This is a genomic window from Delftia sp. 60 (assembly GCF_002754395.1).
Taxonomy (GTDB): Bacteria; Pseudomonadota; Gammaproteobacteria; order Burkholderiales; family Burkholderiaceae_C; genus Comamonas; species Comamonas acidovorans.
Map to the genome: position 1 here is coordinate 5,116,593 of NZ_PEFD01000001.1, position 16,364 is coordinate 5,132,956.

Here is a 16,364-nt window from a genome sequence, read left to right on the forward strand (position 1 = left end):
CGACTTCCGGCAAGGAATGGCTGCGCTGGCGCTGTCATGCAAAGGTCATGACCAGGTCACGCAGCCACGAGGGCCACGCCGTATCGCCAGGGTGCTAAGCTCACTGCCATCCCCCTGGATGGCGTTGGCTGCTGCAAACCTGCCGCAGCCGTGTCGTCGTCCGCCTTTCGCGCATGCCCTCTTCCAATCCCCCCGAAAGCCGCCTGGCCGCCATCGACATTGGCTCCAACAGCTGCCTGCTGGCCATGGCCCGCAGCGACGGCGCAAAGGTACAGCTGTTCAGCCACCGCAAGGAAGCCATACGCCTGGGCAGCGCCCTGGACGCACAGGGAGCCCTGAGCCTGGAGGCCATGCAGCGTGGCTGGGCCTGCCTGGAGCGCTATGCCCAGGTGCTGGGCGACCTGCCCCGCCACCGCGTTCGTGCCGTGGCCACGCAGACGCTGAGAGAGGCATCGAACCGCCAAGTCTTCCTGGACGAAGGCCAGCGCATCCTGGGCTGCGCCATCGAAGTCATCGACGGCGAGGAAGAAGCGCGCCTGATCTATCGCGGCGTCGCCCAGTTGCTGCCGCCTGGTCCCCAGCGGCGGCTGGTGGTGGACATCGGTGGCCGATCGACCGAGCTGTGCCTTGGCCAGCAGCGGCAGGTGCTGCAGGCACGCTCCTTCGCCTTCGGCAGCGTGACCTGGGCATTGCGCCACTTTCCCGATGGAGAGCTGTCGGCCCAGGCACTGTCCCAGGCCGAAGCGGCGGTGGCCGACATCATTGCGCCCGAAGCCGCGCGGTTTGCCGCCGGGCAGTGGAGCCATGCCTATGGGTCCTCGGGCACGGCCGGCGCCATCGTCAAGGTGCTGGCCCATGCACCCGATGGCACGGCCGGCTGGATCACGCGGCAGGGACTGGACTGGCTGCAGGCGCAGTTGCTGCGTGCAGGGCATGTCAGCCGCGTGAACATGGACGGGCTCAAGGAAGAACTGCGTCCCATGATCGGCGGCGGCATGAGCGTGATGCGGGCGATCTTCTCCAGCCTGGGCATCGAGCGCATGCGCGTGACACATGGCGCACTGCGGCATGGCGTGCTGTATGAGCTGGCCGATCGGCTGGATGCCGAAGCCTCCGGAAAACACAGGCGCAGGCAAGTTGCACCCGGCCCGTGACGGCCCATGATGGCCCAGGCCCTGCTTGCGTCAGGGAAGGCCGATAGAGTGTTTTTCGCACAAGTGCTACACTTTGTAAGCTTCCCACCCTCCCTCCATTACCGCCCCACCGCTTCGCCATGCCCGCGCCGACGATTGCGTACGACCCTGTACTCGAACGTCCGTCTTCGATGATGGCGGCGTCCCTGCAACGCAGCCTGCGCGAGCAGCAGGCCCTGCTCGACAATGCCGGCGTCGGCATCGTCTTCATTCGCCAACGCGTCATCGTCCGCTGCAACCAGTGCTACGCAGACATCTTCGGCTACGCGGGCGAGCATGCACTGGTGGGCATCAACAGCGAACATCTGCATCCCAGCCGCGATGAGCTGCGCAGCCTGGGACGCGAGGCCTACCGCACGCTGAGCGCCGGCCTGTCCTTTCGCACGCAGCGCCGCCTGCGCCGCAAGGACGGCAGCCTGTTCTGGGGAGAGCTCACGGGGCGGCTCATCAATCCGGGCGATGCGCGCGAGGGATCGATCTGGATCGTGAGCGATATCGACGACCGCCTGCGCGCCCAGCAGGCCCTAAGCCAGGCCCACGAACTGCTGGAGCAGCAGGTGCGCGACCGCACACGCGAACTCAGCGCCACGGTGGAGAACCTGCACCGGGAGATTGCCGACCGCAAGCTGGACCAGGAACGCATCTACTGGATGGCGCACTACGACGCGCTCACCGGCCTGCCCAACCGCACGCTGCTGGCCGAGCGCAGTGCCCGCGCCATCGAGCTGGCCAAGGCCAACGACACGCCGCTGGCCGTGATGTTCCTGGACCTGGACCACTTCAAGCATGTCAATGATTCGCTGGGCCATCGCGTGGGCGATGCCCTGCTGGTGGAGATTGCCCGACGCCTGCGTGCCGTCGTGCGCGACCGCGATACGGTGGCCCGCATCGGCGGTGACGAATTCGTGCTGCTGCTGCCCGGCGCCAATGCCCAGGGCGCGGCCCGCGTGGCCGGCAAGCTGCAGGAGGCGTCGCGCCAGGCCTACCAGATCGACCGCCATGAGCTGACCATTGCGCCGTCCATGGGCATTGCGCTGTACCCGCGCGACGGCCACGACATCGACTCGCTGACCCAGGCCGCCGATGCGGCCATGTACCACGCCAAGCAGGCCGGTCGCAACACCTACCGCTTCTTCACTCCGCAGATGCAGGCCCAGTCCCTGCGCGCCCTGCAGCTGGAGAACGCGCTGCGCCGGGCGCTGGAGCGCAATCAGCTGTATCTGCACTATCAGCCGCAGATCACGCTGAGCACCGGCCGCGTGCGCAGCGTGGAGGCGCTGCTGCGCTGGGAGCACCCGGAACTGGGCTCGGTCTCACCGGCCGAGTTCATTCCCGTGGCCGAGGACAGCGGCCAGATCCTGCAGATCGGCGAATGGGTGCTGCGCAGCGCCATGCAGCAGTTGCAGGTCTGGCGCAATGCGGGCCTTTGCGACCTGAAGGTGGCCGTGAATCTTTCGGCCATCCAGTTCCATCAGCAGCAACTGCCCGAGATCATCAACCGCATCCTGCTCGACAGCGACCTGCCGGCCGATTCTCTGGAGCTGGAGCTGACCGAGGGCGTGGCCATTCATGATCCGCGCCAGGCGACGGCCACCATGGACCGGCTGCGCGAGCACGGCGTGCGCCTGGCCATGGATGACTTCGGCACCGGCTATTCATCCCTGAGCCAGCTCAAGCGCTTTCAGATCTACAAGCTCAAGATCGACCAGTCCTTCATCCAGGATCTGGACCACGACAGCAACGACCGCGCCATTGTCAGCGCCATCATTCGCATGGCCCAGGCCCTGGGCATGCAGACCACGGCCGAGGGCGTGGAGACCGAGGCACAGCTGGAGTTCCTGCGCGAGCAAGGCTGCGATGAGGCCCAGGGCTATCATTTCAGCCGCCCGCTGGCACCAGAGGCGCTGGAGTCCTTCTTGCGCAGCCAGGGCTGACCGGGCCGCATCACCGCGCGCATCGCATCACCTCGCGCACCGGAATCCAGACGAAAAAAAGCCGGGGCATGAAGCCTCGGCCTTCCATGCACAGGAGCGCGCAACCGCTCAGGCAACCGGCGAATTCTTGGCCACGCTGGCCAGGCGCTCGGCACAGCGGCTGGCCTGATCGCCATCGCGCGCCTCCACCATCACGCGCAGCAAAGGCTCGGTGCCGCTGGCGCGGATGAGCACACGCCCCGTATCTCCCAGTTCGGCCTTGACGGCCTCGGTGGCCTCTTCCAATTGGGTGTTGCGCTTCCAGTCCTGGCCCGGCTGCAGCCGCACGTTGAGCAGCACCTGGGGAAACAGCTGCACGGACGACAGCCACTGCGACAGGCTCTTGCCCGAGCGCACGCAGGCCTGCAGCACCTGCAGCGCGCTGACCAGGCCGTCGCCCGTGGTGTGCTTGTCCAGCGCCAGCAAGTGGCCCGAGCCCTCACCACCCAGGGTCCAGCCCTGGCGGTGCAGCTCTTCCAGCACATAGCGGTCGCCCACCTTGGCACGCACAAAGCCCACGCCCTGGGACTTCAGCGCCACCTCCACGGCCATATTGGTCATCAGCGTGCCCACGGCGCCCGGCACGGCCTCGCCGCGCGCCAGCCGGTCGGCTGCCAGCAGATACAGCAGTTCGTCGCCGTTGTAGAGCCGCCCTGCCGCATCGACCAGCAGCAGCCGGTCAGCATCGCCATCCAGCGCCACGCCGAAATCGGCCTTGTTGGCGCGCACGGCCAGCACCAGAGCCTCGGGGTGCGTGGCACCCACGTCTTCGTTGATGTTGAGTCCATCGGGCGCACAGCCTATGGCCACCACATCGGCCCCCAGTTCATGGAAGACCTTGGGTGCGATCTGATAGGCCGCGCCATGGGCCGCATCGACGACGATCTTCACGCCCTTGAGCGTGAGTGCGTGGTCAAAGGTGCTCTTGCAGAACTCGATGTAGCGCCCTGCCGCGTCTTCAAGGCGCCGGGCCTTTCCCAGAGCGGCAGAGTCGGCCCACACGGGATCTTCGGTCAAGGCCTGCTCGACCTCTTCCTCCCAGGCATCGGGCAGCTTGGTGCCCTGTGCGCTGAAGAACTTGATGCCGTTGTCGTAGTAAGGGTTGTGGCTGGCGCTGATGACCACGCCCAGGCTGGCTCGCTGGGCGCGCGTCAGATAGGCCACGCCCGGGGTGGGCAGAGGACCGAGCAGCATCACGTCCACGCCGGCCGAGTTGAAGCCGGACTCCAAGGCACTTTCCAGCATGTAGCCCGAGATCCGGGTGTCCTTGCCGATCAGCACCATCGGGCGGGCTTCCTTGAGCCGCAGCACACGGCCCACGGCGTGCGCCAGGCGTAGCGCGAAGTCGGGGGTGATGGGCGAGCGGCCCACCAGGCCGCGAATTCCATCGGTACCAAAATATGTGCGTGCCATAGTGCTCCTTTGTTGTTCAGTTGTTGTCGTGCATGGTCTGCCAGACCGTCAATGCCGCCACCGTATCGGCCACGTCGTGCACGCGCACCACGCGCGCGCCCCGCTCCACCGCCAGCAGCGCCGCCGCCACACTGGGCACCATGCGCTGGCCCTGCGCAAGGCCACTGACCTGCCCGAGCGAGCCCTTGCGCGACCAGCCCGCCAGCAGCGGGAAGTCTAGGCCCAGCAATTCCTGCTGGCGCGCAAGCAGCGAAAAATTCTGTGCCACGCTTTTGCCGAAGCCGATGCCGTAGTCCCAGACAATGCGCTCGCGCGCCACACCCCGAGCCAGCAGGGCATCGCTGTGCAACTGCAGGAAATCGCGCACGGCGGGCACGGCATCGCCTTGCATGGGCGTGGTCTGCATGTCCTGCGGCGTGCCATGCATGTGCATGAGACAGATGCCGCAGCGCGGGTGCGCGGCCACCACCTGCTGCGCGCCCGGCTGGCGCAGCGCCCAGATGTCGTTGACGATGTCGGCCCCCAGATCCAGCACGGCCTGCATGACCTCCGGCTTGTAGGTATCGACGGAGACAGGCACGCCCAGTTTCACCGCGCCCTGCACCACGGGCAGCACGCGCCGCAATTCCTCGTCCAGCGGCACGGCCGGTGATCCGGGCCTGGTGGACTCGCCGCCGATGTCGAGGATGTGCGCGCCTTCACCGACCAGCTGCTCTGCATGCCGCAAGGCCTGCTCCACCGTGTTGTGCCGCCCGCCGTCGGAAAACGAGTCGGGCGTCACATTGACGATGCCCATGACCAGTGGACGCTGAAGGTCTAGAACAAAGCGCGATGTCTGCCATTGATGCGGCATGGGATTTCCTGAAGGTAGGCGCCTGCCGGACCGGGTCCCTCGCTCGGCCGTTGCGGGCGATTGAGCACATCCTGCAAGCAAAGCAAAAGGGCCCCTCGGGGCCCTTTGCATGGGATTGGCAGATTCTGCAGCAAGCAGATCAGGCCGTGGTGGGCGCAGGGTCGGCATCCACTGCCGGCGTGCCGCCGGACGAGTTGCCACCGTCGGACGATGGCGGGTTGCGCGGCACCCAGTCCTTGGGAGGACGCGGCTCGCGGCCGGCCATGATGTCATCGAGTTGCTCGGCGTCGATGGTTTCCCAGTCGAGCATGGCCTTGGCCATGGCATGCATCTTGTCGGAGTTGTCCTCGATCAGCTTGCGCGCCAGTCCGTACTGCTCGTCGATGATGCGGCGAACCTCCTGGTCCACCTTCTGCATCGTCTGCTCGCTCATGCTGTTGGTCTTGCTCATCGAGCGGCCCAGGAAAGGCTCGCCTTCCTGCTCCGCATAGACCATGGGACCCAGCGCGTCGGTCATGCCGTAGCGCGTGACCATGTCGCGTGCAATCTGCGTGGCACGCTCGAAGTCGTTGCTCGCGCCCGTGGTCATCTGGTTCATGAACACTTCTTCGGCAATGCGTCCACCGAACAGCATGGCGATCTGGTTGAGCATGAACTCCTTGTCGTAGGAGTAGCGGTCCTTCTCGGGCAGGCTCATCGTCACGCCCAGCGCACGGCCGCGCGGGATGATGGTGACCTTGTGCACGGGATCGCACTTGGGCAGCAGCTTGCCGATCAGCGCGTGGCCTGCCTCGTGGTAGGCCGTGTTGCGGCGCTCTTCCTCGGGCATGACCATGCTCTTGCGCTCGGGGCCCATGATGATCTTGTCCTTGGCCTTCTCGAAATCCTGCATCTCGACGGTACGCGCATTGCGGCGCGCGGCCATCAGGGCTGCTTCGTTGCAGAGGTTGGCCAGATCGGCACCCGACATGCCGGGCGTGCCGCGGGCGATCACGCCCGGATTCACGTCCTGGCCGACAGGGATCTTGCGCATGTGCACATTGAGGATCTGCTCGCGGCCACGGATGTCGGGCAGCGTCACATACACCTGGCGGTCGAAACGGCCGGGACGCAGCAGGGCGGCATCCAGGATGTCGGGACGGTTGGTCGCAGCCACGACGATCACGCCGAGGTTGGTCTCGAAGCCGTCCATCTCGACCAGCATCTGGTTCAGGGTCTGTTCACGCTCATCGTTGCCACCGCCCAGGCCTGCGCCGCGCTGGCGGCCCACGGCGTCGATTTCATCAATGAAGATGATGCAGGGTGCGTTCTTCTTGGCATTCTCGAACATGTCGCGCACACGGGCAGCGCCCACGCCCACGAACATTTCCACGAAGTCGGAACCCGAGATGCTGAAGAACGGAACCTTGGCTTCACCAGCGATGGACTTGGCCAGCAGCGTCTTGCCGGTACCCGGAGGCCCGACCAGCAGCAGGCCGCGCGGAATGCGGCCGCCGAGCTTCTGGAACTTGTTGGGGTCCTTGAGGAAGTCCACGACTTCCTTGACCTCTTCCTTGGCTTCGTCGCAGCCTGCAACGTCGGCAAAGGTCACGGTGTTGTTGTTCTCGTCCAGCATGCGCGCCTTGCTCTTGCCGAAGCTGAAAGCACCGCCCTTGCCGCCGCCTTGCATCTGGCGCATGAAGTACACCCACACGCCGATCAACAGCAGCATGGGGCCCCAGCTGACGAGCAGGGTCATCAGGACCGAGCCTTCTTCGCGGGGCTTGACGTCGAACTTGACGTTGTTGTTGATCAGATCGCCCACGAGCCCGCGATCCAGGTAGGTGGCCGTGGTGCGCACCTTGCGGTCATCGTTGGTCGTGGCCACGATCTCGGTGCCGCCGGGGCTTTCCTGGATGGTGGCGCTCTTGATGCGGTTGCTGCGCACCTCTTCCAGGAACTCGGAGTAACCGACATGGGACGCGCCGGCGCCGCCACGGGTGTCAAATTGTTTGAACACCGTAAACAGCACCATGGCGATGACCAGCCAGACGGCAATTTTTGAAAACCACTGATTGTTCAAGCGGGGCTCCAATGGGGATACAGATAAAACGACTTCCAGCGTGCTCGAAGCGTATTTGCGGTTCATTTTAGGTGTTTCAAGCTGGCTGGTCGCCTATATCCCTCTATAGCAGCCATAGCTTGAATGCGGTCTTGACCCGCGTCAGGGCCGCGCCGGGCGGCTGTGCAGGGCTACTTGAGCCCCATGCCCACCAGAAACGTCTCCGAAGACTTGTCGCGCGAGGACTTGGGCTTGATCGGCTTGACCACCTTGAAGGTCTGCCGGAACAGCGCTACCAGGTCGTCGTAGGCCCCGCCGTGAAAGAGCTTCACGACCAAGGCCCCTTCAGGTTTCATATGGTGGATGGAGAAATCAACCGCCAGCTCCACCAGCAGCGCAATGCGCGCCGCATCCGTCGTCCCGTTGCCCGACAGGTTGGGAGCCATGTCGGAGACCACCACATCGGCCTTGCCGCCGCCCAGCGCCTCCTGCAGCTGCGCCAGCACCGGCTCCTCGCGAAAATCGCCCAGAATGAACTGCACGCCCTCGATGGGCTCCATGGGCAGCAGATCCAGCGAGATGATCCGGCCATTGAGCGCGCCCACCGCCGCGCCTTCTGGCGACAGACAGCGGCGCACATACTGGCTCCATGCCCCTGGTGTAGAGCCCAGATCCACCACCGTGGCACCCGGCCGGATGAGCTTGAGCTGCTCGTCTATCTCCTTGAGTTTGTAGGCCGCGCGAGCGCGGTAGCCGTCCTTCTGGGCGGCTTTGACGTAAGGATCGTTGACGTGGCTGTTGAGCCAAGCCTTGTTGACCTTCTTGCTTTTTGTGTTGACTTTCATGCTGGATTCTTTCAGCCTCGATAATACGGCCATGCCCCAAATTCAATTGACTCCCGCCGAGCGCCGGGAACACCGCGCCAACGCACACCACCTGGACCCCGTGGTCCTCATCGGAGGTGACGGCCTGACGGCTGCCGTGCAAAAGGAGGTCCACGCCGGCCTTAACGCACATGGCCTGATCAAGGTCCGTGTCTTCAACGACGACCGCGCTGCACGCGAGCAGATGTATCTGCAGCTGTGCGACGAACTTGGCGCTGCACCCATTCAACACATCGGCAAGCTGCTGGTGCTCTGGCGCCCCATGCCAGAAAAGGAAAAAGCCATCGACGAGAACCGCATGCCCGGTCCTCGCGATGTCAAGCTGCTCAAGTTCAGCAAGCGCTCCGGCCAGAAACCCGAGGTCAAGCAGATCCGCGTGCTGGGCAACCAGCGCCTGACGGCAGGTGGCCAGGTCAAGCGCGCCAAGCCCAAGCAAAAGTCGGTCAAGAAGCGCCAGGCAGACTGAGTCCGCCGCATCCATGACCGTAGCATCCCATGCCGCCAGCGTGGCCCAGGCCGCGCAACCGCCCTCCGCCTCCCCCTCTGCGCAGCAGCGCTTCGTGATCTGCATGAAGTGGGGCAAGAAGTACGGTCCGGAGTATGTCAACAGGCTCTACGCCATGGTGCGTCGGCATCTGAAGGGCGATTTTCGCCTTGTCTGCCTGACCGATGACGGCGTGGGGATTCGTGACGAAGTCGAATGCCTGCCCATTCCGCCGCTGAACCTGCCCGCCGGCATTCCCGAGCGTGGCTGGAACAAGCTGGCCACCTTCAGCGCCGACCTGCATGGCCTGCGCGGCACGGCGCTGTTTCTTGACGTGGACGTGGTCATCACCGGGCCGCTGGACGATTTTTTCACCGAGCCCGGCGAATTCCTGATCATCCACGACTACAAGCGTCCCTGGCGCATCACGGGCAACTCCTCGGTGTACCGCTTCGAGCTGGGTGCCCACCCCGAGGTACTGGACTACTTCCGCACGCATTTCGAAGAGATCCGCAGCAGCTTCCGCAACGAGCAGGCCTACCTGTCCGACATGCTGCACAAGCAGGGCAAGCTCAAGTACTGGCCGCAGGCCTGGTGCCCCAGCTTCAAGTACCACTGCATTCCCGCATGGCCGACGAACTACTGGAAGCCGCCCTTCGTGCCGGATGGTGCACGCGTGGTCATCTTCCACGGAGAATGCAACCCGCCCGACGCGTTGGCCGGCCGGCGCAATCGGCGCTTTCGCTATATCCGGCCTGCCACCTGGGTGGCCGAGCACTGGCACGAGTGAGCAGCTCGGCCCACAAAAAAACGCCCGCGCTTGCGGGCGTTTTCGTTTGGCATGGTGCCGGACCGGCAGGACCGGGATCAGGCCGTGGCCTCGGCTTTCGCTTGAGACGGAGGACTGCCTATGCGCCACAGCACGACGAGCGCACACAGCCACTGCAGCGCATACATCACCGTGCCCACGCTGTGCCACAGCTTGAGGTTGTCGCGTGTAACGATGCGCGGCGACACGCCGTACTGGACCAGAAATGCCAGCAGCATGCCTGCGATCACAAAGCCCAGACAGGCCTTGGCCCAGGGCTGCAGGACCTGCTCCTTGTTGCGCCGGGACAGGACCAGCAGCAGGGCCGCGCAGGCGATGGACACCCAGGTCTGCGCGGCAAACAGTTTGGCTGCCATGAAGCCCGCGACAGCCGGCGTGGGCAATTGGGCGAACAGCAGGGGTACGGCCATGAAGCCGATGGCCGACAGGCTGCCCCACCACAGGGCAGCAGCCAGCAGGGGAATGCGCTCGTACAGGTTGCTCATGGGCTTAGGCCTTCCTCAATGATCGAGGCACAGGCGCTGACGCATCAGAGGTAGCGCACCGACACCACTTCATAGCGGCGCTCGCCGCCCGGTGCCTGCACGACGGCGGTATCGCCCTCTTCCTTGCCGATCAGCGCGCGCGCGATGGGGCTGGAGACGTTGATCAGGCCCAGCTTGAGGTCGGCCTCGTCCTCGCCGACGATCTGGTACTTGACCGTGTCGCCGCTGTCTTCATCCTCGAGCTCCACCGTTGCACCGAAGACCACGCGGCCACCGGCATCCACGGAAGAGGGATCGATGATCTGGGCAGCCGACAGCTTGCTCTCGACCTCGGCAATGCGGCCTTCGATGAAGCCTTGGCGGTCCTTGGCGGCCTCGTATTCGGCGTTTTCGCTCAGGTCGCCCTGGGCACGTGCCTCGGCGATGGCCTGGATGATGGAGGGACGCTCCACGGTTTTCAGGCGGTGCAGTTCGTCCTTGAGCTTCTCGGCTCCGCGCTTGGTGATGGGAATGGTGGCCATTGAAAAGTCTCCATGTTCAGCGAACACCGCGCGCTGCGCGGTTTCTTTGGTACAGGCGGGCCGGCGACTTTGCGGCTGGACCTGCACCCCAAAAGCAAACCGCCGCACGTTGCCGCGCGGCGGTTTCATCGAATGATTCGTTCCATTATGCCGTGTTTACCCACCCGAAATGGTGGGATAACCCGGCGGCACTGTCGGACAGTGCCGCTCGCTGCGCGCCATCAAAAAACAGGCGCAGCGGCAATGGAAGGATCTCAGGCAGCCTGCAGTTGGGCGTGCAATTCCTGGACCGAGTGCACGTCCATATTGCCCATGGACTTCATGCCTTCGACGGCAGCTTCTGCGCCGAAGATGGTCGTGAAGGTGGTCACACGCGCCAGCAGGGCGCTGGTGCGGATGGCACGCGAGTCGGCGATGGCGTTGCGGCGCTCCTCCACCGTGTTGATGACCATGGCGATCTCGCCGTTCTTGATCATGTCCACGATGTGGGGGCGGCCTTCGGTCACCTTGTTGACGAGCTGCACCTCGATGCCGGCCTCTGAGATGGCCGCTGCCGTACCGCGCGTGGCGCACAGCACGAAGCCCATCGCTGCCAGCTCCTTGGCCACGGCCACGGCACGCGGCTTGTCGGCGTTCTTCACGGTCAGGAAGACCTTGCCCTGGGTCGGCAGCGTGACGCCGGCGCCCAGTTGGCTCTTGACGAAGGCTTCGCCAAAGGTCTTGCCCACGCCCATGACTTCGCCGGTGGACTTCATCTCGGGGCCGAGGATGGTGTCCACGCCAGGGAACTTCACGAACGGGAAGACGGCTTCCTTGACGCTGAAGTACGGCGGCGTGACTTCCTTGGTGATGCCCTGCTGGGCCAGCGTGTCGCCGGCCATGCAGCGTGCAGCCACCTTGGCCAGCTGGATGCCGGTGGCCTTGGAGACGAAGGGCACGGTGCGCGAGGCGCGCGGGTTGACTTCCAGCACGTAGATCACGTCGCCTTCGGCCGTTTCCTTGATGGCGAACTGCACGTTCATCAGGCCGACCACGCTCAGCGCGTTGGCCATGGCGGCAGTCTGGCGCTTGATCTCGGCCACGGTCTCGGGCTTGAGGTAGTAAGGCGGCAGCGAGCAGGCGGAATCGCCCGAATGCACGCCAGCCTGCTCGATGTGCTCCATCACGCCGCCGATGAAGACGGCGCCTTCGCGGTCGCGCACGCAGTCCACATCGCACTCGATGGCGTTGGACAGGAAGTGGTCCAGCAGCACGGGCGAGTCGTTGCTGACCTTGACGGCTTCGCGCATGTAGCGCTCCAGGTCGCGCTGCTCGTGCACGATTTCCATGGCACGGCCACCCAGCACATAGCTGGGACGCACGACCAGGGGGTAGCCCAGGCCGGCCGCCTTTTCCAGCGCTTCGGGCTCGGTACGGGCCGTGGCATTGGGCGGCTGGCGCAGGCCCAGCTCATGCAGCAGCTTCTGGAAGCGCTCGCGGTCTTCGGCCGCGTCGATCATGTCGGGCGTGGTGCCGATGATGGGCACGCCTTCCTTTTCAAGACCCAGCGCAAGCTTCAGGGGCGTCTGGCCGCCGTACTGCACGATGACGCCAACAGGCTTCTCGACAGCCACGACTTCGAGCACGTCTTCCAGCGTCAGCGGCTCGAAGTACAGGCGGTCCGACGTGTCGTAGTCGGTGGACACGGTCTCGGGGTTGCAGTTGACCATGATGGTTTCATAGCCGTCCTCGCGCATGGCGAGCGCAGCATGCACGCAGCAGTAGTCGAACTCGATGCCCTGGCCGATGCGGTTCGGGCCACCGCCCAGCACCATGATCTTTTTCTTGTTCGTCGGCTCGGCTTCGCACTCCTCGTCATATGTGGAGTACATGTAGGCCGTGTCGGTGGCGAACTCGGCAGCGCACGTGTCCACACGCTTGAACACAGGGCGCACGCCCAGTGTCTTGCGTGCCTCGCGCACGGCCTTTTCATTGCTGTGCAGCAGCTTGGCCAGGCGACGGTCGGAGAAGCCCTTTTGCTTGAGCGTGCGCAGCGTGGTGGCGTCCAGTGCGGCCAGCGCGGCATCGCCCTTTTCCTCGTAGACCTGGTCCAGCTCGAGTTCGATCTTCACGATCTCTTCGATCTGCACGAGGAACCACTTGTCGATCTTGGTGATGTTGTGCACCTCGTCCAGCGTCCAGCCGGCAGCGAAGGCATCGCCCACATACCAGATGCGGTCCGGACCTGGCTCGCCGAGTTCCTTTTCGAGGATTTCGCGGTCCTGGGTCTTTTCGTTCATGCCGTCCACGCCGACTTCCAGGCCGCGCAGCGCCTTCTGGAAGGACTCCTGGAAGGTACGGCCAATGGCCATGACCTCGCCCACGGACTTCATCTGCGTGGTCAGGCGGTTGTCGGCAGCGGGGAACTTCTCGAACGCGAAACGAGGGATCTTGGTGACCACGTAGTCGATCGAGGGCTCGAACGAAGCGGGCGTCTTGCCGCCCGTGATGTCGTTCTTGAGCTCATCCAGCGTGTAGCCCACGGCCAGCTTGGCAGCGACCTTGGCGATGGGGAAGCCCGTGGCCTTGGAGGCCAGCGCCGAGGAACGCGACACGCGCGGGTTCATCTCGATGACGATCATGCGGCCGTCCTTCGGATTCACCGAGAACTGCACGTTGGAGCCGCCCGTGTCCACACCGATCTCGCGCAGCACCGCCAGCGAGGCGTTGCGCATGATCTGGTATTCCTTGTCGGTAAGCGTCTGCGCGGGTGCCACGGTGATCGAGTCGCCGGTATGCACGCCCATGGGGTCCAGGTTCTCGATGGAGCAGATGATGATGCAGTTGTCCGCCTTGTCGCGGACAACTTCCATCTCGTACTCCTTCCAGCCGAGCAGCGATTCCTCGATCAGCAGCTCATTGGTCGGGGACGCTTCCAGGCCGCGCTTGCAGATGGTCTCGAACTCTTCGGGGTTGTAGGCAATGCCGCCGCCCGTGCCGCCCAGCGTGAAGCTGGGGCGGATGACGGTGGGAAAGCCCATTTCCTTTTGCACGGCCCAGGCTTCGTCCATCGAATGGGCGATGCCCGAGCGTGCCGAACCAAGGCCGATGCGCGTCATCGCATCCTTGAACTTGAGGCGGTCCTCGGCCTTGTCGATGGCCTCGGGAGTTGCGCCGATCAGCTCGACCTTGTACTTGTGCAGCACGCCGTTGCGCCACAGGTCCAACGCGCAGTTCAGCGCCGTCTGGCCGCCCATGGTCGGCAGGATGGCGTCGGGACGCTCCTTGGCGATGATCTTCTCGACCGTCTGCCAGGTGATGGGCTCGATGTAGGTGACGTCGGCCGTGGCCGGGTCGGTCATGATCGTGGCAGGGTTGCTGTTGATCAGAATGACCTTGTAGCCCTCTTCGCGCAACGCCTTGCAGGCCTGCACGCCGGAGTAGTCAAACTCGCAGGCCTGGCCGATGACGATGGGACCGGCGCCAATGATCAGAATGCTTTTGAGGTCGGTGCGCTTAGGCATTTTTGTGTTTCTCCATCAGCGCCGTGAAGCGGTCAAACAGGTAGGCGATATCGTGCGGGCCGGGCGAAGCCTCGGGGTGGCCCTGGAAGCAGAACGCAGGCTTGTCCTTGTGCTCAAGGCCTTGCAGCGTGCCGTCGAACAGGCTGATGTGCGTGGCGCGCAGCGTGTCGGGCAGGGACTCCATCTCCACGGCAAAACCGTGGTTCTGGCTGGTGATGCTGACCCGGCCGTTGTCCAGGTCCTTGACGGGGTGGTTGGCGCCGTGGTGGCTGTTGGCCATCTTGAAGGTCTTGGCGCCAGCGGCCAGGGCCATGATCTGGTGACCCAGGCAGATGCCGAAGACGGGCTTGCCGGACTCCACCAGTTCCTTGGTGGCGGCAATGGCGTAGTCGCAGGGCTCCGGGTCGCCAGGGCCGTTGGACAGGAAAACGCCGTCGGGGTTGAGTGCCAGCACATCCTTGGCGGGCGTCTTGGCGGGCACCACGGTCAGCTTGCAGCCGCGCTCGGCCAGCATGCGCAGGATGTTGAACTTCACGCCGAAGTCATAGGCCACCACATGGAAACGCGGGGCCTGCTGCTGGCCGTAGCCTTCGCCCAGCTTCCACTCGGTTTCCGTCCATTCATACTGCTGGGCTGCACTCACCACCTGGGCCAGATCCAGGCCCTTCATGCTGGGGGCCGCCTTGGCCGCAGCCAGTGCCTCGTCGATGCGCGCCTGGGTCACTTCTTCGCCAGCGGCCAAACCGACGATGGCGCCGTTTTGTGCGCCCTTGTCGCGCAGCAGCCGTGTGAGCTTGCGCGTGTCGATGTTGGCAATCGCCACCGTGCCGCTGCGCGTGAGGTAGTCGGGCAGGGTCTCGGACTTGCGGAAGTTGCTGGCCAGCAGCGGAAGGTTCTTGATGATCAGGCCCGCCGCATGGACCTTGCCAGCCTCGACATCCTCTGCGTTGACGCCGTAGTTGCCGATGTGCGGATACGTGAGCGTCACGATCTGCTGGCAGTAGCTGGGGTCGGTGAGGATTTCCTGGTAGCCGGTGATTGCCGTGTTGAAAACGACTTCACCAACCGTGGTGCCTTGCGCACCGATCGAGTTGCCAACAAAGACCGTGCCGTCTGCGAGCGCCAGGATGGCGGATGGGAATGCTCCCTTGAGAGACAAAAGCACTGGGTTCTCCGGTTCTAATTACGGTTACGCCCAGCGTGCCGCACGGACGGATCCGGGCGGGTTATAGCTTGTCTGCAGGGGGTGGCGAGGAAGCGTCGCTAGGCGTAGTGTGGAATGCTTGAAAGCCGCCCATTATAGGCTGGTCGTGCTTCAGCCTCCTGACAGGAGGCGGGATTACCCTTGACGTGAGCCGGCACTCACGCTGCTTGCGTGCAGGCATATCGCCGCTGCAGCAGCCACGTTCAGCGACTCCTCACCGCCTGGCTGGCCGATGCGCACATGCTGCGCTGCCCGCTGCATCAGCGCCTCGCCAACACCCTGCCCTTCATGACCCATGGCCCAGGCACAAGGCCAGGGCAGCGCGGCATTTTGGATCAGCTCGCCCTGGTGAGAGCTGGTCACGATCAGGGGCAAGCCAAGCGCATCCAGGTCTTCGGGCGAGGCCGACTCGACCAGTTGCAGACCGAAATGCGCTCCCATGCCGGCGCGCAGCACCTTCTGGCTCCACAGCGCAGCCGTGCCCTTCAGGGCCACGACCTGGCTGAAACCGAAGGCAGCGGCACTGCGCAGGATGGAGCCCACGTTGCCTGCGTCCTGCACGCGGTCCAACACCACCGTGGCCACGCCGGCACGGATGACCGCCGATGCCTGCCAGTCCATCAGAAAACCGATGCGCGCCGGGGACTCCAGGCCGCTGACTTCGGCAAACAGGGCATCTGCCAGCACCACGCACTTACCCGCACCCTGCACCCATTCCAGCGGCACCAGCGGCCAGAAGGATTCAGCCACCACGGCCACGGAGGGCTGCATGCCACGCGCCAGCGCGGCACGGCACAGATGGTCCCCCTCCAGCCAGACGCGCCCTTGCTTGCGGTAGCCCCCACTGTCCTGGACAAGCCTGCGCAAATCCTTGACCAGGACGTTGTCACGGGACTGGATCAATGTGGCGGCGGGTTGTCGGCTCATGGCGAGGCTTTCGGGCAAAGGGAACAGCGCGCCACCGGCGCAGAAAGAAACGGC

13 protein-coding genes are annotated in these 16,364 nt (G+C 64.6%); 4 read left to right on the forward strand and 9 right to left on the reverse strand.

Annotation, left to right across the window (positions count from 1 at the left end; translation table 11 throughout):
• Positions 1–173: 173 nt before the first annotated feature.
• Together CLV01_RS23090 and CLV01_RS23095 are read left to right on the forward strand one after the other, a co-directional pair.
• Positions 174–1,154, forward strand: a complete 981-nt coding sequence (locus CLV01_RS23090; RefSeq protein ID WP_013801468.1) for a Ppx/GppA family phosphatase — start codon at positions 174–176, stop codon at positions 1,152–1,154.
• A gap of 119 nt (positions 1,155–1,273) precedes the next feature.
• The gene (locus tag CLV01_RS23095) at positions 1,274–3,127 is read left to right on the forward strand and encodes an EAL domain-containing protein (protein WP_099733110.1); all 1,854 of its coding nucleotides are present in this window, start codon (positions 1,274–1,276) and stop codon (positions 3,125–3,127) included.
• Positions 3,128–3,235: 108 nt separating this feature from the next.
• Here CLV01_RS23095 and glmM read toward each other — a convergent pair whose 3' ends face one another.
• From glmM to CLV01_RS23115, 4 genes are all read right to left on the reverse strand, one after another.
• Positions 3,236–4,579 carry a phosphoglucosamine mutase gene (glmM, locus tag CLV01_RS23100; protein WP_099733109.1) on the reverse strand — a complete coding sequence of 448 codons (1,344 nt, stop codon included), beginning with the start codon at positions 4,577–4,579 and terminating at the stop codon, positions 3,236–3,238.
• A 16-nt stretch (positions 4,580–4,595) separates the two neighbouring features.
• Entirely contained in the window at positions 4,596–5,432 is an 837-nt protein-coding gene (gene folP / locus CLV01_RS23105) for a dihydropteroate synthase (protein WP_099733108.1), read from the reverse strand.
• Between the two features lie 139 nt (positions 5,433–5,571).
• On the reverse strand, positions 5,572–7,494 hold the full coding sequence (gene ftsH, locus CLV01_RS23110; RefSeq protein ID WP_016447469.1) for an ATP-dependent zinc metalloprotease FtsH: 1,923 nt from the start codon (positions 7,492–7,494) through the stop codon (positions 5,572–5,574).
• A gap of 170 nt (positions 7,495–7,664) precedes the next feature.
• Complete coding sequence (locus tag CLV01_RS23115; RefSeq protein WP_012206725.1) at positions 7,665–8,318, reverse strand: RlmE family RNA methyltransferase; 654 nt, start codon at positions 8,316–8,318, stop codon at positions 7,665–7,667.
• Between the two features lie 31 nt (positions 8,319–8,349).
• Here CLV01_RS23115 and CLV01_RS23120 point away from each other — a divergent pair, with 31 nt between their 5' ends.
• Both CLV01_RS23120 and CLV01_RS23125 read left to right on the forward strand, forming a co-directional pair.
• Entirely contained in the window at positions 8,350–8,823 is a 474-nt protein-coding gene (locus CLV01_RS23120) for a YhbY family RNA-binding protein (protein WP_099735069.1), read from the forward strand.
• 13 nt (positions 8,824–8,836) lie between these two features.
• Positions 8,837–9,631, forward strand: a complete 795-nt coding sequence (locus tag CLV01_RS23125) for a hypothetical protein (protein ID WP_013801461.1) — start codon at positions 8,837–8,839, stop codon at positions 9,629–9,631.
• Positions 9,632–9,708: 77 nt separating this feature from the next.
• Here CLV01_RS23125 and CLV01_RS23130 read toward each other — a convergent pair whose 3' ends face one another.
• The 5 genes from CLV01_RS23130 to CLV01_RS23150 all read right to left on the reverse strand — a co-directional run bounded on the left by CLV01_RS23130 (position 9,709) and on the right by CLV01_RS23150 (position 16,310).
• On the reverse strand, positions 9,709–10,155 hold the full coding sequence (locus CLV01_RS23130) for a DUF4149 domain-containing protein (protein ID WP_099733107.1): 447 nt from the start codon (positions 10,153–10,155) through the stop codon (positions 9,709–9,711).
• Positions 10,156–10,199: 44 nt separating this feature from the next.
• Positions 10,200–10,676, reverse strand: coding sequence for a transcription elongation factor GreA (greA, locus tag CLV01_RS23135; protein ID WP_012206729.1), 477 nt, complete (start codon positions 10,674–10,676; stop codon positions 10,200–10,202).
• A 254-nt stretch (positions 10,677–10,930) separates the two neighbouring features.
• Positions 10,931–14,179, reverse strand: coding sequence for a carbamoyl-phosphate synthase large subunit (gene carB / locus CLV01_RS23140; protein WP_099733106.1), 3,249 nt, complete (start codon positions 14,177–14,179; stop codon positions 10,931–10,933).
• Positions 14,172–15,344: a glutamine-hydrolyzing carbamoyl-phosphate synthase small subunit gene (gene carA, locus CLV01_RS23145; protein ID WP_016447475.1), complete on the reverse strand. Its 1,173-nt coding sequence runs from the start codon at positions 15,342–15,344 to the stop codon at positions 14,172–14,174. Before carA ends, carB begins: the two co-directional genes overlap by 8 nt.
• Positions 15,345–15,518: 174 nt before the next feature.
• A complete protein-coding gene (locus CLV01_RS23150; RefSeq protein WP_099733105.1) occupies positions 15,519–16,310 on the reverse strand; it encodes a TrmH family RNA methyltransferase in 792 nt (263 codons plus the stop codon).
• Positions 16,311–16,364 lie beyond the last annotated feature (54 nt).

Excerpts from the sequence above, each read along its gene's own strand:
- CLV01_RS23090 (WP_013801468.1), top strand. The coding sequence starts at position 174 with ATGCCCTCTTCCAATCCCCCCGAAAGCCGCCTGGCCGCCATCGACATT.
- CLV01_RS23095 (WP_099733110.1), top strand. The coding sequence starts at position 1,274 with ATGCCCGCGCCGACGATTGCGTACGACCCTGTACTCGAACGTCCGTCT.
- glmM (WP_099733109.1), bottom strand. The coding sequence starts at position 4,579 with ATGGCACGCACATATTTTGGTACCGATGGAATTCGCGGCCTGGTGGGC.
- folP (WP_099733108.1), bottom strand. The coding sequence starts at position 5,432 with ATGCCGCATCAATGGCAGACATCGCGCTTTGTTCTAGACCTTCAGCGT.
- CLV01_RS23115 (WP_012206725.1), bottom strand. The coding sequence starts at position 8,318 with ATGAAAGTCAACACAAAAAGCAAGAAGGTCAACAAGGCTTGGCTCAAC.
- CLV01_RS23120 (WP_099735069.1), top strand. The coding sequence starts at position 8,350 with ATGCCCCAAATTCAATTGACTCCCGCCGAGCGCCGGGAACACCGCGCC.
- CLV01_RS23125 (WP_013801461.1), top strand. The coding sequence starts at position 8,837 with ATGACCGTAGCATCCCATGCCGCCAGCGTGGCCCAGGCCGCGCAACCG.
- CLV01_RS23130 (WP_099733107.1), bottom strand. The coding sequence starts at position 10,155 with ATGAGCAACCTGTACGAGCGCATTCCCCTGCTGGCTGCTGCCCTGTGG.
- greA (WP_012206729.1), bottom strand. The coding sequence starts at position 10,676 with ATGGCCACCATTCCCATCACCAAGCGCGGAGCCGAGAAGCTCAAGGAC.
- carB (WP_099733106.1), bottom strand. The coding sequence starts at position 14,179 with ATGCCTAAGCGCACCGACCTCAAAAGCATTCTGATCATTGGCGCCGGT.
- CLV01_RS23150 (WP_099733105.1), bottom strand. The coding sequence starts at position 16,310 with ATGAGCCGACAACCCGCCGCCACATTGATCCAGTCCCGTGACAACGTC.